General features: G+C 68.5%; 21 protein-coding genes, 1 tRNA gene and 1 other RNA gene. 13 read left to right on the top strand and 10 right to left on the bottom strand.

What is annotated here, in order from left to right; genetic code table 11:
• Positions 1-2 precede the first annotated feature (2 nt).
• The gene (locus G6N23_RS00350) at positions 3-485 is read left to right on the top strand and encodes an NUDIX hydrolase (protein WP_085259969.1); all 483 of its coding nucleotides are present in this window, start codon (positions 3-5) and stop codon (positions 483-485) included.
• Here the strand turns inward: G6N23_RS00350 and G6N23_RS00355 are convergent.
• Genes G6N23_RS00355 through G6N23_RS00360 form a run of 3 tightly spaced genes read right to left on the bottom strand, consistent with a single transcriptional unit; the run spans position 482 to position 2,915 of the window.
• On the bottom strand, positions 482-2,326 hold the full coding sequence (locus tag G6N23_RS00355) for a fatty acyl-AMP ligase (RefSeq protein ID WP_165758679.1): 1,845 nt from the start codon (positions 2,324-2,326) through the stop codon (positions 482-484). The two genes, G6N23_RS00350 and G6N23_RS00355, sit on opposite strands and share 4 nt — an antisense overlap.
• A 22-nt stretch (positions 2,327-2,348) precedes the next feature.
• Positions 2,349-2,486, bottom strand: coding sequence for a DUF8730 family Cys-rich protein (locus G6N23_RS21405; RefSeq protein ID WP_165758678.1), 138 nt, complete (start codon positions 2,484-2,486; stop codon positions 2,349-2,351).
• A gap of 12 nt (positions 2,487-2,498) precedes the next feature.
• Positions 2,499-2,915, bottom strand: coding sequence for a DUF302 domain-containing protein (locus tag G6N23_RS00360; protein ID WP_085259967.1), 417 nt, complete (start codon positions 2,913-2,915; stop codon positions 2,499-2,501).
• Between the two features lie 76 nt (positions 2,916-2,991).
• Here G6N23_RS00360 and G6N23_RS00365 point away from each other — a divergent pair, with 76 nt between their 5' ends.
• The 3 genes from G6N23_RS00365 (at position 2,992) to G6N23_RS00375 (ending at position 6,053) form a co-directional block, all read left to right on the top strand.
• Positions 2,992-3,897 (top strand): haloalkane dehalogenase, encoded by a 906-nt coding sequence (locus tag G6N23_RS00365; protein WP_085259966.1) that lies wholly within the window; start codon positions 2,992-2,994, stop codon positions 3,895-3,897.
• A gap of 91 nt (positions 3,898-3,988) precedes the next feature.
• Positions 3,989-5,032: an ATP-dependent DNA ligase gene (locus G6N23_RS00370; protein ID WP_165758677.1), complete on the top strand. Its 1,044-nt coding sequence runs from the start codon at positions 3,989-3,991 to the stop codon at positions 5,030-5,032.
• Position 5,033: 1 nt separating this feature from the next.
• Positions 5,034-6,053: a DNA polymerase domain-containing protein gene (locus G6N23_RS00375; RefSeq protein ID WP_085259965.1), complete on the top strand. Its 1,020-nt coding sequence runs from the start codon at positions 5,034-5,036 to the stop codon at positions 6,051-6,053.
• Here G6N23_RS00375 and G6N23_RS00380 read toward each other — a convergent pair.
• The gene (locus G6N23_RS00380) at positions 6,045-6,728 is read right to left on the bottom strand and encodes a TetR/AcrR family transcriptional regulator (RefSeq protein ID WP_095174062.1); all 684 of its coding nucleotides are present in this window, start codon (positions 6,726-6,728) and stop codon (positions 6,045-6,047) included. The genes G6N23_RS00375 and G6N23_RS00380 overlap by 9 nt on opposite strands.
• A 109-nt stretch (positions 6,729-6,837) precedes the next feature.
• On the opposite strand from G6N23_RS00380, the gene G6N23_RS00385 reads away from it, so the two are divergent.
• The 4 genes from G6N23_RS00385 to G6N23_RS00400 all read left to right on the top strand — a co-directional run bounded on the left by G6N23_RS00385 (position 6,838) and on the right by G6N23_RS00400 (position 11,444).
• On the top strand, positions 6,838-7,260 hold the full coding sequence (locus G6N23_RS00385; protein ID WP_085259963.1) for an MmpS family transport accessory protein: 423 nt from the start codon (positions 6,838-6,840) through the stop codon (positions 7,258-7,260).
• On the top strand, positions 7,257-10,166 hold the full coding sequence (locus G6N23_RS00390) for an MMPL/RND family transporter (protein ID WP_173675050.1): 2,910 nt from the start codon (positions 7,257-7,259) through the stop codon (positions 10,164-10,166). Before G6N23_RS00385 ends, G6N23_RS00390 begins: the two co-directional genes overlap by 4 nt.
• A 237-nt stretch (positions 10,167-10,403) precedes the next feature.
• Positions 10,404-10,868 (top strand): DUF5078 domain-containing protein, encoded by a 465-nt coding sequence (locus G6N23_RS00395; RefSeq protein WP_085260166.1) that lies wholly within the window; start codon positions 10,404-10,406, stop codon positions 10,866-10,868.
• A gap of 12 nt (positions 10,869-10,880) precedes the next feature.
• On the top strand, positions 10,881-11,444 hold the full coding sequence (locus G6N23_RS00400; protein ID WP_085259961.1) for a hypothetical protein: 564 nt from the start codon (positions 10,881-10,883) through the stop codon (positions 11,442-11,444).
• A gap of 4 nt (positions 11,445-11,448) precedes the next feature.
• Here G6N23_RS00400 and G6N23_RS00405 read toward each other — a convergent pair whose 3' ends face one another.
• The 3 genes from G6N23_RS00405 to G6N23_RS00415 all read right to left on the bottom strand — a co-directional run bounded on the left by G6N23_RS00405 (position 11,449) and on the right by G6N23_RS00415 (position 13,711).
• Positions 11,449-12,780 carry a DUF4226 domain-containing protein gene (locus G6N23_RS00405; protein ID WP_095174060.1) on the bottom strand — a complete coding sequence of 444 codons (1,332 nt, stop codon included), beginning with the start codon at positions 12,778-12,780 and terminating at the stop codon, positions 11,449-11,451.
• A 30-nt stretch (positions 12,781-12,810) separates the two neighbouring features.
• Positions 12,811-13,545, bottom strand: a complete 735-nt coding sequence (locus G6N23_RS00410; RefSeq protein WP_085259960.1) for a lipid uptake coordinator LucA — start codon at positions 13,543-13,545, stop codon at positions 12,811-12,813.
• An 80-nt stretch (positions 13,546-13,625) separates the two neighbouring features.
• Positions 13,626-13,711, bottom strand: a tRNA-Ser gene (locus tag G6N23_RS00415).
• Between the two features lie 218 nt (positions 13,712-13,929).
• On the opposite strand from G6N23_RS00415, the gene ffs reads away from it, so the two are divergent.
• The 5 genes from ffs (at position 13,930) to G6N23_RS00440 (ending at position 19,244) form a co-directional block, all read left to right on the top strand.
• Positions 13,930-14,024, top strand: an RNA gene (ffs, locus tag G6N23_RS00420) — signal recognition particle sRNA small type.
• Positions 14,025-14,054: 30 nt separating this feature from the next.
• On the top strand, positions 14,055-15,338 hold the full coding sequence (locus G6N23_RS00425) for an aspartate aminotransferase type Ic (RefSeq protein ID WP_085259959.1): 1,284 nt from the start codon (positions 14,055-14,057) through the stop codon (positions 15,336-15,338).
• Between the two features lie 99 nt (positions 15,339-15,437).
• The gene (locus tag G6N23_RS00430; protein WP_085259958.1) at positions 15,438-16,052 is read left to right on the top strand and encodes a CHAP domain-containing protein; all 615 of its coding nucleotides are present in this window, start codon (positions 15,438-15,440) and stop codon (positions 16,050-16,052) included.
• 54 nt (positions 16,053-16,106) lie between these two features.
• Positions 16,107-18,026 (top strand): DNA polymerase III subunits gamma/tau, encoded by a 1,920-nt coding sequence (locus G6N23_RS00435; protein WP_085259957.1) that lies wholly within the window; start codon positions 16,107-16,109, stop codon positions 18,024-18,026.
• A gap of 3 nt (positions 18,027-18,029) precedes the next feature.
• On the top strand, positions 18,030-19,244 hold the full coding sequence (locus G6N23_RS00440) for an FAD-dependent oxidoreductase (protein WP_085259956.1): 1,215 nt from the start codon (positions 18,030-18,032) through the stop codon (positions 19,242-19,244).
• 11 nt (positions 19,245-19,255) lie between these two features.
• Here G6N23_RS00440 and G6N23_RS00445 read toward each other — a convergent pair whose 3' ends face one another.
• The 3 genes from G6N23_RS00445 to G6N23_RS00455 are packed head-to-tail and all read right to left on the bottom strand — an operon-like array spanning position 19,256 to position 22,756.
• The gene (locus tag G6N23_RS00445) at positions 19,256-20,563 is read right to left on the bottom strand and encodes a class I SAM-dependent methyltransferase (RefSeq protein WP_085259955.1); all 1,308 of its coding nucleotides are present in this window, start codon (positions 20,561-20,563) and stop codon (positions 19,256-19,258) included.
• A complete protein-coding gene (locus G6N23_RS00450) occupies positions 20,560-21,939 on the bottom strand; it encodes an FAD-binding oxidoreductase (RefSeq protein ID WP_085260165.1) in 1,380 nt (459 codons plus the stop codon). Before G6N23_RS00450 ends, G6N23_RS00445 begins: the two co-directional genes overlap by 4 nt.
• Positions 21,940-21,991: 52 nt before the next feature.
• Positions 21,992-22,756, bottom strand: coding sequence for an Rv3717 family N-acetylmuramoyl-L-alanine amidase (locus G6N23_RS00455; RefSeq protein WP_085259954.1), 765 nt, complete (start codon positions 22,754-22,756; stop codon positions 21,992-21,994).
• Positions 22,757-22,785: the final 29 nt, after the last annotated feature.

The following is a 22,785-nucleotide window of genomic DNA, read 5'->3' on the forward strand; positions in this document are numbered from 1 at the left end:
GCGTGGCCAAGCGCAGCGCCGGGTTGCTGCTGTACCGGCCGGGCGCCGACGGCGCCGTCGAGGTGCTGATCGCCCACCCCGGCGGGCCGTTCTGGGCGCGCAAGGACGACGGGGCGTGGTCGATCCCCAAGGGCGAGCAACCCGACGGCGAGGACCCGTGGGTCACCGCGCGCCGGGAGTTCGTCGAGGAGATCGGCCTGGACCCGCCCGAGGGTGAGCGGCTGGATCTCGGTGTGGTGCACCAGGCCGGCGGAAAGGTGGTCACGGTGTTCGCCGTGCGCGGCGACCTGGACGTCACCGACGCGCACAGCAACACCTTCGAACTGGAGTGGCCGCCGCGGTCAGGGAAACTGCGGGAGTTCCCCGAGGTCGACCGGGTCGGCTGGTTTCCCGTTGCCCGAGCCCGCACCAAGCTGCTGGCCGGGCAGCGGCCCGTCCTCGACCGGCTGCTGGATCACCTGAGCGCCAGCAGTTCTGAGCCCTAACCGCTGGTGCGGGGCGGCGGGGTACCGGGTTGCTGCCGGCGCTGCGCCAGGCCGGTGACGATCATCTTGGCCAGCGCGCTGGCGCCGGGTCCGTTCCTGGCGCGCACCGCCGGAACCGCCGGAGCATGCCATTGGGCCAGTGCCTCCAGTTCGCCGTCGAGGAACTGCCGCCGGCATTCGCCGCGCCGGATCTTGCCGCTGGAGGTGGTGGGCAACCGCATCGCCGGCACCAGCAACACGTCGTGCGCCTCGATGCCGTGCTGGTCGCGGATCGCCGCCCGGATGGCGTCGATGGCGCCGGCGAGTTCGGCCTCGGCGACCTGCTGCTGGTAGTCCACCTCCTGCAGGACAACCAAGTGGCTGTCGGCGCCGGCATCGGGCTGAACCGCGAAGGCCGCGCCGCGGTCGGCCAGCAGCACCGGATGGCAGGCCTGCACGGTCGGCTCGATGTTGTTCGGGTAGTAGGTGCTGTCGGCGATGGTGATCAGGTCGGCCCACCGTCCGGTGACGAAGACCTCGTCCTTGCACAGAAAACCCAGGTCTCCGGTGCGCAGGAACGGCCCCTCGCCAGTGTCGGCCAGGTATCCGCCGAAGGTGTGCGCGGTCTCCACCGGCCGTGCCCAGTAGCCCTGCGCCACACTGGGCCCGGACACCCAGATCTCGCCGACCTCGTCCGGCCCGCGTTGCAGGCGGGTCTCCGGATCGACGATCACGACCCGTTGGCCGTACACCGGCGGACCGCAGCTGACCAGTGCCACGGCCGCGGTGTCGGCAGTGACGTCGACGGCCCGATTCTCGCCGAGGGCGTCGCCGTCGACGTACCGCACGCCGGCGACGCCGGGACCGGGGTCGCCGGTAACCAGCAGGGTGGCCTCGGCCAGGCCGTAGGCCGGACGAAACGCCTGCAGCTGGAAGCCCGCCGGAGCGAACGCGTCGGCGAACTCCTGCATCGTCGAGGCGTGCACTTGCTCGGAACTGACAGCGGCAGTGGACCAGTGCGACAGATCCAACGCCGCACGCTGGGCCGCGGTGCTGTGTTTGACGCACAGCCGGTAGGCGGCGTTGGGTGCCGCGGTTGTGGTGGCGCGGTGCGCAGACATCGCTTCCAGCCACAGCATGGGGCGCTGGAAGAAGGCGATCGGAGACATCAACACCGTGCTGCAGCCGACGTAGATCATCTCCAGGACTCCGCCGATGAGTCCCATGTCGTGCTGCTGGGGCAGAAAGTAAAGACTCCTGGCGTTTTCGTCACCGCGCCAGGCCCGCCGGATCGCCTCCAGATTGTGGATGAGGTTGTCGTGCGTCACCACGACGCCCTTGGGCGATCTGGTCGAACCGGAGGTGTACTGGATCAGGGCTGTGGTGTCCGGGCCGACGTCGGGCGTCTGCCAGGCGTCGGGGTGGCCGGCCTGGTCGGTGGCACACCATTGCAACGACGACATGCCGGGCACGTCGGCGGCCACCGCCTGCAGTTGGTTTCGGGTGTCGGAGGTCGCGACCGCGAAGCCGGCCTGCGCGTCGGGCGCAACCAGTTTCAGCCGGGCAAGCGGGGTGTCCACCGGCACCGCAACGGCGCCGGCGTACAAGCAGCCGAAGATGCTGGCGATGCTGTCCAGGCCCGGACGGCAGATCACCAGGACCCGCTGCCCGGCCGCGCCCTGATCTTGCAGACTGGACGCGATTGCCCGCGCCTGGGTGTCCAGATCCCGGTAGCTCAGCCGGGCGATGACCTTCTTGCCGTCGGGCGCGAAACTGAAGGCGACCTTGTCGCCGTGCCGGTCGGCCTGTAGCCGCAGCGACTCCACCAGGGTGCGCACGGTGGGTGTGGTCTGCTCCGGCATCCACACACCATAATCCGTTCGCTCAGAAGCGGCGCCCGGCCTCCGGGTGCCCCTCGCACCACTGCTCGGGCGGAACCTGCGCGCGGACCTCGGCGATGTGCTCGCCGCAGCCGTCCCAGGTGGTCTTGCCGCAGACCCGACACGGCACGGGGTAGCACATCAGCGGTTCCTTTCAGGCGGTACGCAGGGCAACAGCCAGGGTATCGATGACGGTGCGGATCTTCTCGGTCACCTCGTCGGCGATCGGCGCGAGCGCCGGATTGTCGACGACCTGGGCCATCAGTTGCGGGTTCATCGCCTCGACGAGCACCGTCTCGGGGTGTTGCGGGTCCTCGCGGACCACCACATTGCACGGCAGCAGCACCCCGATCCGCTTCTCGGCGGTCACCGCGCGGTGCGCCAGCGGGGGGTTGCAGGCGCCCAGGATCAGGTAGCGCTCCATTTCCTCGCCGAGTTTGGCCCGCAGGGTAGCCTGCATGTCGATTTCGGTCAGTACACCGAAACCGTTGTCTTTCAGTATTTCTCGTGTTTTCGCGGTAACGGTGTCGAAGTCGACACCGGAGACCGCGGTGCTCATCGCGACCGACATGGGACCTCCTTCATCGCTGTGATCACAGTCTAACAGATACCCCCGAGGGTATATACCTTCACGGTATCGTCACCTCATGCAGACCCTGCGCACCCCCGACGACAGGTTCGTCGGCCTCCCCGATTTCGATTATCAGCCCCAGTTCTGCGACCTCGACGACGACGACGGCGGCACCCTGCGGGTGGCCTGGGTGCAGGACGGCCCCGAGGACGCCGACCCGATCCTGATGCTGCACGGCGAGCCGTCGTGGTCGTATCTGTACCGCAAGATGATCCCGATTCTGGTCGAGGCCGGGCACCGGGTCATCTGTCCGGACCTGGTCGGGTTCGGGCGTTCGGACAAGCCGACTCAAGCCCACGACCACACCTACGCCCGCCACGTCGAGTGGATGCGGGCGCTGGCGTTCGACGTGCTGGGCCTGCAGCGGGCGACGCTGGTCGGCCAGGACTGGGGCGGGTTGATCGGGCTGCGGCTGGTCGCCGAGAACCCGGATCGGTTCAGCCGGGTCGTGGTGGCCAACACCGGTCTGCCCACCGGGGACATCCCGATGCCGGAGATCTGGTGGCGCTTCCGGGAGGCGATCCAGAGCGCCCCGACGATCGACGTCGGGTGGTTCGTGCAGTCCGGGTGCCGCAAGCCGATGGGTGATGCGGTCCGGGCCGGATACGACGCCCCGTTCCCCGACGACAGCTACTGCGTCGGGCCGCGGACCATGCCGTCACTGATCCCGACCACCCCCGAGGACCCGTCCGCCCCGGCCAACCGCTCGGCGTGGGCCGCGCTGTGCGCCTCGGAGACGCCGATGCTGGTCGCATTCAGTGACGGCGACCCGATCACCGGGGCGATGGCGCCGATCTTCCAGCGGGAGATGCGCGGCGCGCGCGGCCGGGCGCACCCGGTGATCCACGACGCCGGCCACTTCCTGCAGGAGGATGCCGGCGAGGAGTTGGCCCGCCACATCGTGGAGTTCCTGCGTCGGTGACCTTCCGCCGTACGTCGAGTGAGCGGTTTGTACGCCGATTCGGCCGCTGCGAGTGCCAAACCGCACACTCGGCACGGTTTTCATCGACATCATGAACACCATGGACCTGCCCGTGGCGCCGCCGGTAGCCCCGATGCTCGCCAAGGCTGCGGTCGCCGTTCCCGGGGAGGGCGAGGCGCCCGGGCGCTGGTCCTATGAACCCAAGTGGGACGGTTTCCGTGCCATCGTCTTTCGCGACGACGACGAGGTGCTGCTGCAATCGCGCAACGGCAAACCGCTGGGCCGTTACTTTCCCGAACTGCTGGATGCCCTGCGCGCCGAGGTCGCCCCGCGCTGCGTGCTCGACGGGGAGGTGGTGGTGCCACGCCGGATCGGTGGACGGACCCGGCTGGACTGGGAGTCTTTGAGCCAGCGCATCCATCCCGCCCAGAGCCGGGTGCGGATGCTGGCCGAGCAGACCCCGGCGCAGTTCATCGGCTTCGACGTATTGGCCACCGGGTCCGCGTCGCTGCTCGGCGAGCCGTTTTCGGTGCGACGGGAAGCACTGGCCGAGCTGGTGAGCGGCGGGACCAGCTGCCATGTCACCCGCGCCACCTCCGACCCCGAGCAGGCCAGACACTGGCTCACCACGTTCGAAGGGGCCGGGCTCGACGGGGTGGTCGCCAAGCGCACCGACGGGCCTTATCTGCCCGGCAAGCGCGAGATGGTCAAGATCAAACACCGTCGCGACGCCGACTGCGTGGTCATGGGGTATCGCATCCACAAGAGCGGCGCCGGCATCGGCTCGCTGCTGCTGGGCCTGTACCGCCCCGATGGCGAGCTGGCGATGGTCGGCGGTGCCGCGGCGTTCAGCGACGCCGATCGGCTGGCCCTGCTGGCCGAGCTGGAGCCGCTGCGCCTCGGCGACGTCCGGGACGGCGAACCGAGCCGGTGGAACTCCGCTGCCGACAAGCAGTGGGTCCCGATCCGGCCCGAGCGCGTCGCCGAGGTCGCCTACGACCAGATGGAAGGCGACCGGTTCCGCCACACCGTGAAGCTGGTGCGGTGGCGTCCCGACCGCGACCCGGCCAGCTGCACCTTCGACCAGCTCGACGTCCCGCTGAACTACGAACTGGCCGACGTGCTGGAGACCTGAGATGCCGGAAGCCGAGGAATTGGACGTCGACGGCATCGCCGTTCGCTTCACCAGCGGCGACAAGGCGTACTTTCCCCGGCTCGGCGCGGGCGGCACCAAACGGGCGCTGGCCGACTATTACCTGGCGGTGGCGAGCGGGCCGCTGCTGCAGGCGCTGCGGGACCGGCCCACCCACCTGCAGCGCTTCCCCGACGGCATTGAAGGTGACGAGGTCTACCAGAAGCGGCTGCCGCGTGGGCATCCCGACTACCTGGAATCCTGCCGGGTGACGTTCCCGTCCGGCCGCACCGCCGATGCGCTCAAGGTCACCCGGCCCGCGGACATCTTGTGGGCGGTGCAGATGAGCACCGTCACCCTGCACCCCTGGCCGGTGCGCTGTCCCGACACCGACCACCCCGACGAGCTGCGCATCGACCTGGACCCGCAGCCCGGCACCGGGTTCGCGCAGGCCCGTGCGGTTGCGCTGGAGGCGGTGCGGCCGCTGCTCGCCGAGCTCGGACTCGTCGGATACGTCAAGACGTCGGGCGGCCGCGGCCTGCACGTCTACCTGCGGATCAAGCCGGATTGGGACTTCATCGAGGTCCGCCGGGCCGGAATCGCGCTGGCCCGCGAGATCGAGCGGCGTGCCCCGGAGGCGGTCACCACCTCGTGGTGGAAGGAAGAGCGGGGCGCCCGGATCTTCCTCGACTTCAACCAGAACGCCCGCGACCGCACCATGGCGTCGGCCTACTCGGTGCGGGCCACCCCGATCGCCACCGTCTCCACACCGTTGAGCTGGGACGAGTTGGCCGACGGCGCCGACCCCGACGACTACACGATCGCCACCGTGCCCGAGCTGCTCGCCCGACGCGGCGATCCGTGGCGCACCATCGACGACCTCGAGCAGTCGCTCGAGCCGCTGCTCGAGATGGTCGTCGCCGACGAAGCACGCGGCCTCGGCGACCTGCCCTACCCGCCGAACTATCCGAAGATGCCCGGCGAACCCAAGCGGGTGCAGCCCAGCCGGGAGAAGTCAGACTGACCGCTCCAGCAGCCCCACGCACGTGGCGGTCAGCAGTCGGGTCAGCGCGGTGGTGAAATCCAGGTCCCACTCGGGCGACAATGCCGGCTCGTCGGAGTAGGCGGCGGTCAGCGTCGCCGGTGGGTGCGCCATCTGCCACAGCACCGAGCCCAGCGAATAAGCGGCCAGCAGCAGATCCAGTGCGCCGCGCTGGCCGATCCCGGGCAGCACCCGCTCGATCGCGCCCGCGCTGGCCGTCACCGCGGCCATGCTGACCCGTCTTACTTCGATCACCCGCTCGGCGTCCACCTCGTGTTCCAAGTGCAGGTGCAGGTTGGACAGCAAGTCGCAGAAGAGCGGGTCAGCGGCGAGCCCGCTGACCAGCGTCTCGACCACCCGGTCCGGTGTCGCCGGCCCGGGCTGGTCCAATTCGGAGCAGACCGACTCCGACCAGCGCTCCCAACTTTCGGCCGCCAGGCGCAGCAGCACCTCCTTATAGGAGCTGAAGTAGCGGCGCACGGCCGAGTAGTGCACCCCGGCCCGCGTGGCCACGGCGGTCAGGGTCACCGACGCGACGCCGGCTTCGAGAGCCACCGAACGCGCGGCTTCCACCAGCGCTTCTGCCCGCTGACGTTTCTTTTCTTCGCTGCGAGCGCGTTGAAATGGGACCTGCCGCACGGCGCGAGGATAACGCACATGGTGTGCGTTGCGACAGCTCCGGGCCGTGCTGTAGCGTGCGTTTACGCACGTGGACTTGGGTTAGGGTACCCAAAGGTGCTAGGTGAAGGGGACTCCGATTTTCAAGGTGCTGAGTCGGGTGTGGATACCCCTGGTGATTCTGGCCGTGGTTGGTGTCGCCGGGTTCACGGTGACGCGCATCCATGGTCTGTTCGGATCCGAGAAGCGCCCGTCATATTCCGACGGCCAGATCGACGAGACCAAGCCGTTCAACCCGAAGCGGTTGACCTATGAGATCTTCGGCCCCCCAGGCACTGTGGCAGACATCAGTTACTTCGACGTCAACTCCGAGCCGCAACGGGTCCAAGGCGTCCAACTGCCGTGGCAGCTCGAAATCGTGACCACCTTGCCGGCAGTGGTGGGAAGCATTATGGCGCAAGGCGATAGCAACAGCATCGGGTGCCGGATCACGGTGGATGGGGAGGTGAAGGCCGAACGCATCTCCAACGAGGTGAACGCCTACACCTTCTGTCTGCTGAAGGCGGCATGAGTCCGCCTATAACCAGTAGCGCGGGCGGACCTCCTCAGCGGACGTTCGTCGCGCACACCATTCGCCGGCTGTCGGTGCCGATCATCCTCTTCTGGGTTGGCCTGATCGTGCTGCTCGGCGCCACCGTGCCGTCGCTGGAGCAGATCGGCAAAGAGAACGCCGTGTCGGCGAGCCCGACGTCCGCGCCGTCCATGCAGGCCATGACCGAGATGGGCAGGGTCTTCCAGGAATCGGATTCCGACAGCACCGCGATGATCGTGCTGGAGGCCGACCACGAACTCGGCGATGCCGAGCACGAGTACTACGCCGAAATGGTCAAGCGGCTCAAAGCCGACACCGCTCATGTGCAGCACGTCCAGGACTTCTGGGGTGACCCGATGACCGCCGTCGGCGCCCAGAGTGCCGACGGCAGAGCGACTTACGTGCAACTGAACCTGGTCGGCAACATCGGCCAGGCGACGGCCAACGACTCCGTCGAGTCGGTCCGCAACATCGTGGACTCGATCGAGGCCCCACCCGGGTTGACGGTCTATGTCACCGGCACCGCGGCACTGGCCAACGACATGAACCACGCCGGCGACAAGTCCATGTTGAAGATGATGGCCGTCACCATTCTGGTGATCCTGACCATGCTGCTGGCGGTCTATCGGTCGGTCACCACCGTGGTGCTGCTGCTGGCGATGGTCGGCATGGAGTTGTCCGCCGCGCGCGGGGTGGTGGCATTCCTGGGCCATCACCACCTGGTCGGGTTGACGACGTTTGCCGTCAACCTGCTGGTCTCGCTGGCGATCGCCGCCGGCACCGACTACGCCATCTTCCTGATCGGCCGCTATCACGAGGCCCGCCACAACGGTGAGGACCCGGAGACGGCCTACTACACCGCTTTCAACGGCGTCTCGCACGTCATCCTGGGCTCCGGCCTGACCATCGCCGGCGCGTTGTTCTGTCTGCACTTCACCCACATGCCCTACTTCGTCTCGCTGGGTATCCCGTGTGCGGTGGGCATGGTCATCTCGGTGCTGGCCGCGTTGACATTGGGGCCGGCGATCATCACCGTCGGCAGCCGATTCGGCCTGTTCGAGCCCAAGCGCAAGATGAGCACCCGCGGCTGGCGGCAGCTTGGGACGGCGATCGTGCGGTGGCCGGGGCCGATTCTGGTTGCCTCGCTGGCCATTGCGGCCGTCGGCCTGCTGGCGCTGCCGGGCTATCAGCCGGCCTACGACGACCGCAAGTACATCCCCACCGACATCCCGGCCAACGAGGGCTTCGCCGCGGCCGACCGGCACTTCTCGCAGTCCCGGATGATGCCGGAGGTGCTGATGATCGAAGCCGATCACGACCTGCGCAACCCGTCAGACTTCCTGGTCATCGACAAACTGGCCAAGGCGGTGTTCAAGGTCGTCGGAATCTCCCGGGTGCAGGCGATCACCCGGCCGCAGGGAACCCCACTGGAACACACCTCCATTCCGTTTCAGATGAGCATGCAGAACGCCGGCCAGATGCAGACCATGCAGTTCCAGAAGAAGCGCATGGACGACATGCTCACCCAGGCCGACGCGATGGGCGAGACCATCGCGACCATGCGGCAGATGCTCGGCTACATGAGCCAGTTGGCCAGCACCACCCACGCGATGGTGGCCGACATGGACGTCCTACAGGCTCAGATCTATGACATCCGCGACCACATCGCCGATTTCGAAGATTTCTGGCGGCCGATTCGCAGCTACTTCTACTGGGAACCGCACTGCTACGACATCCCGATCTGCTTCTCGCTGCGCTCGGCGTTCGACATGGTCGACAGTGTCGATCCGATGAGCGAGAGCATGGACAGGATGATCCTGCACATGGGCGACATGGACAAGCTCATGCCGCAGATGCTGACCACCTTCCCGCCGATGATCGACACCATGGCGACCATGCAGACCATGATGCTGACGATGCACAGCACCATGTCCGGAATCTTCGCCCAGATGGAGGAGATGGGCGACAACGCCACCGCGATGGGCAAGGCGTTCGACGAGTCCAAGAACGACGACTCGTTCTATCTGCCGCCGGAGGTGTTCGAGAACCCGGACTTCAAGCGTGCGATGAACATGTTCTTGTCCCCGGACGGCAAGGCCGTCCGGATGATCATCTCCCACCGGGGTAATCCCGCGACGGCAGAAGGTATCTCGCACATCGACAAGATCCGGACCGCTGCCGAGGAGGCGCTCAAGGGAACACCGCTGGAGGACGCCAAGATCTACCTCGGCGGGACCGCGGCGCTGTTCAAGGACATGCACGACGGCTCCTACTACGACCTGCTGATCGCCGGAATCGCCTCGCTGTGCCTGATTTTCGTCATCATGCTGCTGATCACCCGTGCGCTGATCGCCGCGTTGGTGATCGTCGGGACCGTCGCGCTGTCCCTGGGGGCGTCGTTCGGGCTGTCGGTACTGGTCTGGCAGTACCTCATCGGCATGCAGCTGCACTGGCTGGTGATGGTGATGTCGGTGATCGTGCTGCTGGCGGTGGGATCGGACTACAACCTGATGTTGGTCTCCCGGTTCAAAGAGGAGATCCATGCCGGGTTGCACACCGGCATCATCCGGGCGATGGGCGGTACCGGGAAGGTGGTGACGGCAGCCGGCCTGGTGTTCGCCTTCACCATGGCCTCGATGGCCGTTAGCGACCTGCGCATCATCGGGCAGATCGGCACCACCATCGGGCTGGGGCTGATGTTCGACACGTTGATCGTGCGGGCGTTCATGACACCGTCGATCGCGGCGCTGCTGGGTCGCTGGTTCTGGTGGCCCATCAACGTGCTGCCCCACGTCGGCGGCAAGGCCGCCCGGCATCGGGAGGCCGCCGCCGCGCAGGGCTCCGACGACGAAGTCGCCGAGGAGTTCTCCCGGCCGCAGGCCTGAGGAGGACCGCCGCCGGTGCCACAACCGCCGCTCGGCTGTGAGCGAGCCCATGTGACCAGGGCCGGAGAATAATTAGGTAGCTCGGCTAAAGTTATGTAGCATTGCGAATCGAGTTCGGAGGGCTGCGCAGCCATTCGCCGTTGCATCCGTCTCACCCGGCTCAGCGGTCTCACCAGGGGGGATCGTCGGCCGAAACCGACATAGGGAAAGAACGGGGTAATGGCTACAGTGGATTCCATGCGTACGCACCGCCCGCTTCTCCGCGCGGCCGCGCTGGCCGCCGTCGCCGGCTTCGCGGCTGTTCTGTTGCCCGCCACCGCCGCCGCTGACGCCACCGATGACTTCCCGATCCCGCGGCGGGTGATCCGCACCGACTGCAGCGCCGAGCAGATGCTGGCCGCCAGCCGCGACCTGTCGCCGGTCTACTACGAGCGGTACATGATCGACATGCACAACAAGCCGGTGCAGGTGCAGCAGGCCGCCATCGACAAGATGCACTGGTTCTTCTCGCTGAACCCCGAGCAGCGCCGCGCCTACTCCGAGGAACTGGCGACGAACTTCGCCGACCCGCTGACCGTGTCGTGGCCCAATCACGCCAAGATCTTCTTCAACAACAAGGGTGTCGTCGCCAAGTCGACCGAAGCCTGCAGCCAGTACCCGCGCGACGACATGTCGGTGTGGGACTGGGCGCCCAAGCCGTAACCGGAGACGCCGATGAACGGTTCCATCCGTCGAGTCACCCAGGCCCTGGCCGTCGCCGGCATGACGGGCGGGCTGCTTCTGGCGGGTCAGGGATCACCGGCGGGCGCCCAACCGGCGGGCTTCCCCAATCTGGATGACTTCACCGCGGTCCCGGCGGACGACTACATCACCACCGGCCCGAAGGGGCCCGGGCGCTGGGTGAATTTCACCACCCCCTACAACATCGCCTGCCAATTCGACGCCACGGAACCGCCGGCGGGGTCGTCGCAGGCGCTGATGTGCGACGGCGATATGCCCGGCATGGCCAACGCACCGCTGAGTTCGGGTGCGCCGGTCCCAGACGGATGTGTGATCGGCACCGTGCGCTCCCAGGGCGCGGCCGGGCTGCGCTTGAACCGCGAATCGACGAGCTGCGGTCGCCAGTTCTCCAACGGCGCCTTCCTGGGCGTCGGACAGAAGGTCTCCTACGGCAACGTGACCTGCGCGGTGGGCGCCGACCAACTCGTCGCCTGCCTGGACACCTCGCTGGGTCACCACGGCTTCGTGCTGCGGCCGTCGGGAAGCACGGCGTTCTAGCCCACTACGGGTTGATGTTGAACGTCGTCGTGTAGGTCCTCGGGTGGTAGGGCACCGGCGGAGCACTCTCGCCGACGGGCCAGCCCTCCGGGGTCGGCCAGGTACTGACCCGCATGGTGACCTGCTCCTGCCCGTTCGGAAGAGTCTCGACGTTGACGATGCTCGGGCCATAGGGAACGGCCGGCTGATTGCCCGGGCTGGGAATGAAGCCCGGCCCGGTGAGGTCCTGCGACGGCGCCTGTAGCAACCCCTGTGGGCTGCCGGCGGTCACACCGACGATCTGGCCGCCGTTGCTGGCGCTGGTCAACAGGTAGCCGCCCTGGGGCAGCGACACGATCTGATTCTCGCGGTCCGCGGCACCCAGATTGTTGAAGGTGCCGACCTGCTGAAGGTTGTTCATCCAGGCGTTGGGCGGGTCACCGGCACGGACGGGATCGGACTGCCACATCGCGCGCTGACCGTCCTGACCGACATTGCCGACGATGATCATCCTTCCCGACGCCGCGTCATAGGCCCCGCTGGCCTGCGAGATGCCCACTTTGGTGTCCGAGCCGATCGTGGTGCCCATCAGCGGGCCCAGATCCGTTGCGGGGTCGGCCAGATTCTGCACCCGGGACTCCGGGGCGATGAAGTTGTCCGGAGACGTGCCCGGCCCATAGGGGCGCACGCTGTAGAAGGCGTACTGCTGACCGTCCGGGCCGATCGCCGTGCCGGTCGGCAGCGCCCGGAACCCGTCGTCGACGGGAAACGGATTGTCGATGTCCGGTTGACCGGGAATGTGTAGTCGCGGGTGACCCGTTTCGGGGTCTCCGGTGATGACGATGCCGGTTCCCGGGATCGTGGCGCCCAGGTCGTAGGGCGAGCCGTCCTGCTTCTCCGGCACCGGTTGGCTGCCCGGCCCCTCGATGGTGGGGTCGTGCGGCGGGGGGACGTCGGCCGGTATCTCGTTGTCCACCAGCCGGATATGCGGGTCCCCGCCGTCGTCCCCGCCGAATCGGTAGCGGGTGGTCAGCGACCGCACCAGGCTCGCCCTGTGCTCGCTGTCCGCGGCGGCGTCGGCGACGACCCGATGGATCTCGCGGGTCTTGCCGTTCAGAAACTGCTGGAACTGGCGGGACCCGGCCGGGGTGTCCAGACCCGGCCATGTGTTTGCGGCCTGCCGGATCTCGGACTCCAGGGCATCGAGGCGCTGCCGCGACATCGAGTTGTTCCGCACGGCCTCGCGCAGGATCGCCTGGAACTCCTTGTCGGCGGCTACCGACGCCGCCAGCCGGCGTGCCAGCTCGTCTTCGCGCGCCCGGGCCGCATCGGCGAAAGCACCGAGATTCTCGGTCATAGGGCAAAGGTTAGCCGGGCGGGGCCGGGCCTACTTGCTCTTCTTCGCCCGCCGCTTGCCCGAAGGGCGCTGCTTGTCGCGGGCTCCCGCCGGCGCCAAGTCGGCGGTCTCTTCGCCCGCCGACTCGAGGATCTCTTCGGCTGCGGTCTCGGATTCGGCGGTCTGGTCGTCGGCGTCAGCGCCGGTGGTCTCGGCTTCATCCACGTCGGCGTCCGCGTCCTCGGGCTCCTCGGTCTCCTCGGATTCCTCGGTCTCCTCGGCGGTGACGGTCTTCTTCCCACGCCGGCGCCATAGCTTCGGCTGCTTCTCGGTCTTGGGCTTGATCGGTTTGGGCGGAGGCGGGGGCATCTCGGCGACGAAGGACAGGTAGAACGCGCCGATCCCCAGCAGGGCGATCGCGGCAGCCGCCCCGTAAATGCCGAACAGCCACACCCCGGCGTTGTCCAGCGACAGCCAGATCTCGCTGACGGCGGTGCCCGCGATCAGCGTCCCGGCCACCACGTGGGCGACGATCGAACCGGTCAGCAGCGTCAGTGCCAGCTGCGGAGTCCCGTACTCCGGCTTGCGGCTGCGCTTCAAGGTGGCCGCCACCGGCAACGCGGCCACCGCCACCAGCACCCCGAGGATGATCCGCAGCACCGTGCCCAGCACGTGCGGTGTGAAGCCGGTCAGCTCCCACCAGCGGGGCAGCACGAACAAGAAGTACAAGAGGGCGGCGAAAGTCGAGAGCGACGCGTGCCAAACCGTTGCGACGGTGCGACTCACGCCACCTCCTATGTTCGTCCGTAGTGATTCAGGTGCGACCGGACCGAGGTATTGCGGTCCGGTCGCACCTGCATCGGGTGCGGAGGATGCGGGATTTGAACCCGCGAGGGCTATTAACCCAACCCGCGTTCCAGGCGAGCGCCATAGGCCACTAGGCGAATCCTCCGTCGGCAATGGTAGCGGAGACCCTGCGGCGCCCGCGCGCTCGTCATCTTCGGGCCACGACCAACTCCGCTGCGCCCGGCTTCGCCGCGCTGGCGACCACTGTTTCCATTGGCGGTGGCCCGCTGCGCCCGGCTTCGCCGCGCTGGCGACCACTGTTTCCATTGGCGGTGGCCCGCTGCGCCCGGCTTCGCCGCGCTGGCGACCACCGCTAGACTTTCCGGTGGACCCCGCGCGGCGTCTATCCTGTGAACTCCCCCAGGGCCGGAAGGCAGCAAGGGTCAATGGGCTCTGGCGGGTGCGCGGGGTCCCCTTATGTCGGGCCTTCGACGCTGAAAGGCGCACCCGTGTCGCTGCAATCCCTCAACCGTGCCGACTTGACCGCGCAATATGAGCGTTACCAGCGCGATTACGCCGAACTGCAGGCAAAGAAGCTGACCCTGGATCTCACCCGCGGTAAGCCGGCTCCCGAGCAGCTCGACCTCGCCAACGGCCTGCTGGCGCTGCCCGGACCCGAGGACTACCGCGACGACGGCGGCACTGACACCCGCAACTACGGCGGCCTGCACGGCCTGCCCGAGTTGCGGGCCATCTTCGGTGAGCTGCTCGGCATCGCGGTGCCCAACCTGATCGCCGGCAACAACGCCAGCCTGGAGTTCATGCACGACGTCGTCGTCTATTCGATGATGCACGGCGGCGTCGACTCACCGCGGCCCTGGAGCCAGGAGCCGAGCGTCAAGTTCTTGTGCCCGGTGCCCGGCTACGACCGGCACTTCGCGATCACCGAGACCATGGGCATCGAGATGATCTCGGTCCCGATGCGTGAGGACGGCCCGGACGTCGACATGATCGAGGAACTGGTCGCCGCCGACCCGGCGATCAAGGGCATGTGGACGGTGCCGGTGTTCGGCAACCCGACCGGCATCACCTACTCCTGGGAGACGGTGCGCCGGCTGGTGCAGATGCAGACCGCCGCACCGGATTTCCGGCTGTTCTGGGACAACGCCTACGCGGTGCACACCCTGACCGCCGAGTTCCCCCACCAGGTCGACGTGCTGGGCCTGGCCGCCGCCGCCGGCAACCCGAACCGGCCCTACGTGTTCGCCTCCACCTCGAAGATCACCTTCGCCGGCGCCGGGGTCAGCTTCTTCGGCGGCTCGCTGGGCAACGTCGCCTGGTACCTGCAGTACGCCGGCAAGAAATCGATCGGCCCGGACAAGGTCAACCAGCTGCGTCACCTGCGGTTCTTCGGCGACGCCGACGGGGTCCGGCTGCACATGCGCCGCCACCAGGAGATCCTGGCGCCGAAATTCGCGCTGGCCGCCGAGATCCTCGAAGAACGGCTCGGCTCGGGCTCTGGGGCCAAGATCGCGTCGTGGACCGACCCCAAGGGCGGCTACTTCATCAGCCTCGACGTGCTGCCCGGCACCGCGCGGCGCACCGTCGCGCTGGCCAAAGACGCCGGCATCGCGGTCACCGAGGCCGGTGCATCGTTCCCCTACCGCAAGGACCCGGAGGACAAGAACATCCGGATCGCCCCGTCGTTCCCGTCGCTGGACGACCTGCGCAACGCCGTCGACGGCCTGGCCACCTGCGCGCTGCTGGCCGCCGCCGAGTCGATGCTGGCCTGACGCGGCCATTCCAGCCGATGGCGGCCTTCGGCGAGCCGGCGGGCTGTTAAATGGGGAAGTCGCGTCAGGGAGCTCGTCGAAAAGCTGGAGGCCCGCGGAATGGCGATCACGGTCAGATACCTGGGCCCTGCGGTGCTGGCGATATCCCTTTGCGGCCAGGTCCTCGCCGGGTTCACCCCGAGCCGGGCGGATCCGGCGGTCGATCACTCGTCGGTGCAGGCGGTGGACACCGGGTCCGAGGCGGTCCGACCGTTGCCGGCCCCGATCGCCGATGCACTCGACGTCTTCCGGCGCCAAGCTGCTGACGCCGCGCTGGGGAATCCGGTGATGTACGGCGACGGCCAGTGTTATCCGCTCATCCAGGCCTACATACAGGCGGCCGGCTATGGATGGCGCAATCGAGACCCCAGCGGCAACGCCTTCGATCTCTACGAGCATTTCGCCACCAATGGCCTGGGGCAATACTTCGAACAGGTCCCGTTCGCCGGTGGCGCCAATGCGCCGCAGGTCGGGGACATCGTCGTCTACGGCCCCGGTGGGTACGTCAGCCAGTACGGGCACGCCGGGGTGGTCACAGCCGTCCGCGGCAGCGGCCCCGCATTCCAGTACGAGACGGCCGACCAGAACTCCGGCGGGCGGTTGTTCGTGACGTTGAACTGGCGTGACTTCAGCCCCGCGTACAACACCTTGGGCTATCTGCGCCCGAAGCTCTAGCCCGCTGTCTGCCTGGCCTGCACCGTCGTCGGCCCGAGCAAGTAACCTGCTGGCGTGGCGCTCTACCGCAAATACCGGCCGGCAACGTTCGCCGAAGTGGTGGGGCAGGAGCACGTCACCGAACCACTGTGCACCGCGTTGTCGGCGGGCCGGATCAACCACGCCTACCTGTTCTCCGGGCCGCGTGGCTGCGGCAAGACCTCGTCGGCGCGCATCCTGGCCCGCTCGCTGAACTGCGCCGAGGGCCCCACTCCTACGCCCTGCGGGACCTGCGACTCGTGCGTGGCACTGGCCCCCAACGGCCCGGGCAGCATCGACGTCGTCGAACTCGACGCTGCCAGCCACGGCGGGGTCGACGACACCCGAGACCTGCGGGACCGGGCCTTTTACGCACCGGCTCAGTCGCGCTACCGGATCTTCATCATCGACGAAGCGCACATGGTGACCACCGCGGGATTCAACGCGCTGCTCAAGATCGTCGAGGAGCCGCCCGATCACCTGATCTTCGTGTTCGCCACCACCGAGCCGGAGAAGGTGCTGCCGACCATCCGGTCGCGCACCCACCACTACCCGTTCCGGCTGCTGGCGCCGCGGACCATGCGTGAGCTGATCGGGCGGATCTGCGAGCAGGAGCACGTCGTCGTCGACGACGCGGTCTACCCGCTGGTGATCCGCGCCGGCGGCGGCTCGCCACGCGACACCCTGTCGGTGCTCGATCAGTTGCTGGCCGGCTCGGAGCCGATGCCCGGCAGCTCCGACATCAGCCACGTCCACTACCAGCGGGCGCTGGGCCTGCTGGGCGCCACCGACGTCGCCCTGATCGACGACGCGGTCGACGCGCTGGCCGCCGGAGATGCCGCGTCGGTATTCGGAGCCGTCGAAGCCGTCGTTGATGCCGGCCATGACCCACGCCGGTTCGCCATCGACCTGCTGGAGCGGTTCCGCGACCTGATCGTGCTGCAGGCGGTCCCCGACGCGGTGGCCAAGGGCGTGGTCGATGCGCCGGAGGACATCCTGGAACGGATGCAAGAGCAGGCCGCCCGCCTCGGCTCGGCCACCCTGGCCCGCTACGCCGAGGTGGTGCACGCCGGGCTCGGCGAGATGCGCGGCGCGACGGCTCCGCGGCTGCTGCTGGAGGTGGTGTGCGCCCGGCTGCTGCTGCCCTCGGCCGCCGACACCGAAGCCGCGCTGCTGCAGCGCATAGAGCGCATCGAGAGCCGGCTGGACATGTCGATCCCGGGCGCGGCCGCACGGCCGGCAGCCGACACCGGGGCGCCCAGCAAGCAGTTCACCCGCCGCTCCCGGGCCGCCGAGCCGGCCGGCACGCCGCAGCCCGCGCCCGAGCCGCCGCCCGCGCCGGTGCCGCAGCCCGCGCCGGTACCCGAGGTGGTGCCAGGGGCGGCACCCGAGCGTCAGGCCGCTTCCGAGCCCGAACCCGAGCCCGCTGCGCCACCTGAGCCCGAGCCCGCTCCGCCGGCGCCGGAACCCGCCGCGCCACCGCCGGCTCCCGCCGCGGCGGCCCCGGGAGAACCCGACGTCGCCGCCGTGCGCGCGATGTGGACGACGGTGCGCGACAAGGTCCGTCAGCGCAGCCGCACCACCGAGGTGATGCTGGCGGGGGCAACCGTGCGTGCCGTGGACGGCAGCACCCTGGTGCTGACCCACGAGTCGGCGCCGCTGGCCAAGCGGCTGTGCGAACAGCGCAACGCCGACGTCATCGTCGAGGCGCTCAAGGACGCCCTCGGGGTGAACTGGCGGGTGCGCTGTGAGGCCGGGGCGCCGGTGCCCGAGACCCCGTCGCCCGCCGCGCCCGCCCCGATCCCCGCGGACGTGGAACGGCAAGCCGACGAGGAGGCCATGCTGGCCGAGGCGGAGGCCGAACGCTCCGACCCGGCACCGCGCCGTGACCCCGAAGAGGCGGCCCTGGAGCTGTTGCAGAGCGAGCTGGGTGCCCGCCGCATCGGCGGGGACTGAGCGATGACGGAGTCCACCGGTTGCGCCGTCATCGGCGGCGGCCCGGCCGGAATGGTGCTGGCGCTGCTGCTGGCCCGCGCCGGTGTCGAGGTGACGCTGCTGGAGAAGCACGCCGACTTCCTCCGCGACTTCCGCGGCGACACCGTGCATCCCACCACGCTGCGACTGCTCGACGAGCTCGGACTGTGGGACCGTTTCACAAAGCTGTCGCACAGCGAGATCCACCAGGTCAGCCTCGACGTGGCCGGGCGTGGCGTCACGGTGGTCGACTTCGGGCGGCTGCGGGGTCAGCCGCACCCCTACATCGCGATGGTGCCGCAGTGGGATCTGCTCAACCTACTCGCCGAATCCGCCCAGACAGAGCCGACTTTCACGCTGCGGATGCAGACGGAGGTCACCGGCCTGCTGCACGAGAACGGCCGGGTCGTCGGGGTGCGCTATCAGGGCCCCGATGGCCCCGGCGAACTTCGCGCCGGCCTCACGGTGGCCTGCGATGGCCGGTGGTCGATCGCCCGGCAAGAAGCCGGCCTGACTTCACGCGAGTTTCCGGTGGACTTCGACGTGTGGTGGTTCCGCCTGCCCAACGACGGCGACGCCGCGCCGACGCTGCTGCCGCGACTGGGGCCGGGCCGCGCTGCGATCATGATCCCGCGGCAGGGCTACTTCCAGGTCGCCTACCTCGGGCTGAAGGGCGGCGACGCGGCGCTGCGGGCACGCGGCATCGACGCGTTTCGGCGCGAGGTCATCGAATTCGTTCCGGAGGTCGCCGATTCGGTCCAGGCACTGCGCAGCCTGGACGACGTCAAACACCTTGATGTGCGGGTGAATCGGCTGCGGCGCTGGAGCGTCGACGGATTACTGTGCATCGGCGACGCCGCACACGCGATGTCGCCGGTGGGCGGCGTCGGCATCAACCTGGCGGTGCAGGACGCGGTGGCCGCCGCGACCATCCTGGCCGAGCCGCTGCGCCGAGGGCGGGTGACCGAGCGTGATCTGGCGGCCGTGCAACGGCGCCGGATGCTGCCCACCGTCGTCACCCAGTCGGTTCAGCGGGTGCTGCACCGCGGTCTGACTCCGATCCTGCGTGGTAAAAACCTCAGCCCGCCGGCGGCTTTCGGCGCCGTCGTCGCCAAACTGCCCTGGCTCGCCGCCATTCCGGCCTACCTGGTCGGCGTCGGGGTGCGCCCGGAGCGGGCGCCGTCATTCGCCCGGCGCTAGCGGTCAGGGGGTCAGGGTCGCCACCACGGCCGCAGCGGCAGACCGCCGTCGCCGCCGTGGTCGCTCAGCTTGGCAGCCAGCACGTGATGCAACTGAATCGCGTTGTGCTCGAAACCCAGCCGGGAACCGGCCATGTACAGCCCCCACACCTTGGCGGTGGCCAGCCCGACCTCGGCGACGGCCTCGTCCCAGTGCGCCACCAGATTGGCGCACCAGTCTCGCAGCGTCAGCTCGTAGTGGTGCCGGATGTTCTCGGAATGCAACACCTCCATGCCGGCGTCCTGGATCTCACTGATGATGCGTCCCGACCCGGCCAGCTCGCCGTCGGGGAACACGTAGCGGTCGATGAAGTCGCCCGCGGTCGGGTTCGAGGTGTTGTCCCGCCGGGTGATGCAGTGATTGAGCAGCAGCCCGCCGGTGCGCAGCTTGGACTTGAGGAAACCGAAGTACTCGGGGTAGTTGGCGACACCGATGTGCTCCGTCATCCCGATCGAGGAGACGGCGTCGAACTCGGACTCCCCGACGTCGCGGTAGTCGCAGTGGCGTACCTCGGCCAGATCGGTCAGGCCGTCCTCGGCGATCGCGCGCTGCGCCCATCGGGCCTGCTCGGCGGAGAGCGTCGCGCCGATGGCGCGCACCCCGTGCCGCGCCGCGTAACGCACCATGCCGCCCCAGCCGCACCCCACATCGAGCAGCAGGTCGCCAGGACGCAGCTGCAGCTTGTCGAAGACCAACCGGTACTTGTTCTCCTGGGCCTGCTCCAGTGTCGCGTCCGGGCTCGGGTAGACCGCGCAGGTATAGGTCATCGACGGCCCGAGCACCCACTCGTAGAACGCGTTGGAGACGTCGTAGTGATGGTGGATGGCCTCGGCATCCCGGGACTTACTGTGCCGCAACCCTTCTGCCACGCGCCGCCAGCGCGGACGGGCCTCCTGCGGCGGCGGCGCTATCGGCACCAGGTGCTCGATACCGATCGAGCGGACGATGTTGGCCAGCACCCGCGGCGACGGCCGCTTGAAGTGCAGCTCGTCGGCGAGCGCCTTGAGCAGTAGGTACGGGTCCCCGGGGTGCACGCCGTGCGCCTCCAGATCCCCGGCGACGTAGGCGCGGGCCATGCCCAGATCACCCGGAGCGGTGGCCAGATAGGTGGTGCCGCGCGGTGTCAGCAGGTCCAGGCCCAGGGGGGCGTCGTCGGGCCCGGTGCTGCTGCCGTCGTAGGCGGTGAAGCGCAGCGGCAGGTGGCCGTCGGTGGCCAGGGTCTCCAGCACCTCCGCCAGACTGAGCCTGCCGGTGCGCGCCTGTTCTTTGTAGGTGGTCATCGTCGTCGTACCGCCTTGTCGTAGAGGTCCAGCAGCCGCGAGTCGGGGTCGTAGGTCTTTTTGACCGCGCGATAGGTTTCACCGCCGTAGAGCGCGTCAAACTCCGCGGGGGTGTAGTAGGCGTCGGAGTACAGCGACTTGTGGCCCTCGAGTTCGCTCACCTTGGCCTCGATCAGCCGGTTGGTGGCCCCCTCGGTGGCACCGGCCGGGACCGAGGACCAGAACCCGACGTTGACGTAGGTGTGGTTGGGCCGGATCGGGTACAGCGGCCAGTCCTCGCCGTGGCGCAGCCGCAGCGGGCACAGCCACACCGGCTCGATCGGCACATGGGCGAAGAACCAGTCCAAGAATTCCTCGCAGCGCTTCAGCGGCACCTCGATGTCCTGCACCACCCGTTCGCGCGGCGGCCGGCCGTGGCGTTTCTCGATCCGGTCGGCGATGGAGAACCGCTGGTCGTAGCCGATCAGCTTCCAGTAGAAACTGCTCCGCCGGTAGCGCCGCGGCCACCAGCGCCGCACCAGCGGGTTCTGCGCCCCGAAAGCTCGTGAGCACCAGAACCAGTCGGTGTCCCAGCGCCACAGGTAGTCGTGGATGGTCAGCCGGTCGTCTTTGATCCCCTGGGCGTGCTGGATGGAGCGGTAGTAGACGTGCTGGCCGGTGTAGTCACTGACGGGGCCCGGGGTGTCGGTCTCGATGCCGACGCACAGATAGCTCTCGGCGGGGGAGAACACCACACCGTCGAGGTAGTCCACCGCAACGCCGTCGAGCCCACCGGTGTCGATGATCCGGTCCATCGTCGCGACCAGATCACCCAGGGAATCGAACCGGATGTGCCGCAACGCCACGAACGGCTTGACCGCCTCCAGCTCGATCCGCAGTCGTGTCGAATACCCCAGCGTGCCGTAGGAATTCGGAAACGCCCGGAACAGGTCCTCATGCCGGTCCCGCGAAATCGTCAGCAGCTCTCCAGCGCCGGTGAGAACGTCCATCTCCAGCACCGATTCATGCGGCAGGCCGTTGCGGAACGACGCCGACTCGATTCCCAGTCCGGACACCGCGCCGCCGAGCGTGATCGTCTTGAGCTGCGGAACCACCAGCGGCGCAAACCCATACGGCAGGGTGGCGGCGACCAGGTCTTCGTAGGTGCACATGCCTTCGACGTCGGCGGTGCGGTTCTCCAGATCGATGCCGATGACACCCGTCAGGCCCGAGGTGTCCAAGCCCGGCGCATCACGTTTGGTGCGCGCCCGGAACAGATTCGAGGTGGCTTTGGCCAGCCGGACCGATGCGGTGGGGGGAATCGCCCGGTAGCTGTCCAGCAGTCGTCGCACCCCGCGTGTGTGGGATGTCGGTGCGTCAGCCGGCCGAACGGACATCACCTCCCACGCTAGCGGCGGATCGCCTACCATGCACCCGACGCGGCCGGGTCTACGGTGTCGAAGCCTGGCTGCTCAGGAATCCGGCGACACCGCGGGCGACGGCATCGGCGTAGCGCTGTCGGCCGGCCGGACTCTCCATCAGGGCCGCGTCGGCGGGATTCTTCATATTGCCCAGCTCGACCAGGATCGACGGGTATTCGGCCAGGTTCAGCCCGGCCAGATCGGCGCGTCCCTTCAAGCCGTCGTTGCCGATGTAGGTGGCCGGCGGAATGCCCGCGGCCTGCAACTGGCCGCGCATCACGTGGGCGAATCGGACCGCCGGGCCCTCCTGTGCCGGATTGAGCGGCGGCGCCGAGTAGTTGACGTGGAACCCGCGGCCGGCGGCCGGGCCGCCGTCGGCGTGGATGGACACGATGGCACTGGGATGCAGCGCATTGGCCATCGCGGCGCGGGCGTCGACGCACGGTGCCGGCCCGTTGTCGTCGCCCCGCGACATCGCCGTGCGGACCCCCGCCGAGTTGAGGGCCTGGCGGATCCGCAGGGTGGTGTCCCAGGCGAAGCTGTGCTCGGGATAACCGGAGTCGGTCGCGGTGCCGCTGGTCTGGCAGTTCTTGGTGCCGCCTCGACCGTTGGGCACCTGACGTGACAGCGCGGCGGGGTCGCCGGCGCCACTGTGCCCGGGATCGAGGAACACGATCATCCCGGCGATGCTGCCGGGGGCGGCCGATGACAACGGGGCGCTCGGCAGTGCGGCGGCCACCACCAGGCCGGTGGTGATCGCGACACCGACACGCCAGAGAACTGATACGCGCACGCCGCCACCGTAGGCCGGCGCCGACTACG

Source organism: Mycolicibacter terrae (assembly GCF_010727125.1).
GTDB classification, from domain to species: Bacteria; Actinomycetota; Actinomycetes; order Mycobacteriales; family Mycobacteriaceae; genus Mycobacterium; species Mycobacterium terrae.

Coding starts and splice junctions, on each gene's coding strand:
- G6N23_RS00370 (WP_165758677.1), top strand. CDS start 3,989: ATGAACACCATGGACCTGCCCGTGGCGCCGCCGGTAGCCCCGATGCTC.
- G6N23_RS00390 (WP_173675050.1), top strand. CDS start 7,257: ATGAGTCCGCCTATAACCAGTAGCGCGGGCGGACCTCCTCAGCGGACG.
- G6N23_RS00365 (WP_085259966.1), top strand. CDS start 2,992: ATGCAGACCCTGCGCACCCCCGACGACAGGTTCGTCGGCCTCCCCGAT.
- G6N23_RS00375 (WP_085259965.1), top strand. CDS start 5,034: ATGCCGGAAGCCGAGGAATTGGACGTCGACGGCATCGCCGTTCGCTTC.
- G6N23_RS00445 (WP_085259955.1), bottom strand. CDS start 20,563: ATGACCACCTACAAAGAACAGGCGCGCACCGGCAGGCTCAGTCTGGCG.
- G6N23_RS21405 (WP_165758678.1), bottom strand. CDS start 2,486: ATGTGCTACCCCGTGCCGTGTCGGGTCTGCGGCAAGACCACCTGGGAC.
- G6N23_RS00360 (WP_085259967.1), bottom strand. CDS start 2,915: ATGTCGGTCGCGATGAGCACCGCGGTCTCCGGTGTCGACTTCGACACC.
- G6N23_RS00355 (WP_165758679.1), bottom strand. CDS start 2,326: ATGCCGGAGCAGACCACACCCACCGTGCGCACCCTGGTGGAGTCGCTG.
- G6N23_RS00450 (WP_085260165.1), bottom strand. CDS start 21,939: ATGTCCGTTCGGCCGGCTGACGCACCGACATCCCACACACGCGGGGTG.
- G6N23_RS00430 (WP_085259958.1), top strand. CDS start 15,438: ATGGCGATCACGGTCAGATACCTGGGCCCTGCGGTGCTGGCGATATCC.
- G6N23_RS00440 (WP_085259956.1), top strand. CDS start 18,030: ATGACGGAGTCCACCGGTTGCGCCGTCATCGGCGGCGGCCCGGCCGGA.
- G6N23_RS00400 (WP_085259961.1), top strand. CDS start 10,881: ATGAACGGTTCCATCCGTCGAGTCACCCAGGCCCTGGCCGTCGCCGGC.
- G6N23_RS00395 (WP_085260166.1), top strand. CDS start 10,404: ATGCGTACGCACCGCCCGCTTCTCCGCGCGGCCGCGCTGGCCGCCGTC.
- G6N23_RS00405 (WP_095174060.1), bottom strand. CDS start 12,780: ATGACCGAGAATCTCGGTGCTTTCGCCGATGCGGCCCGGGCGCGCGAA.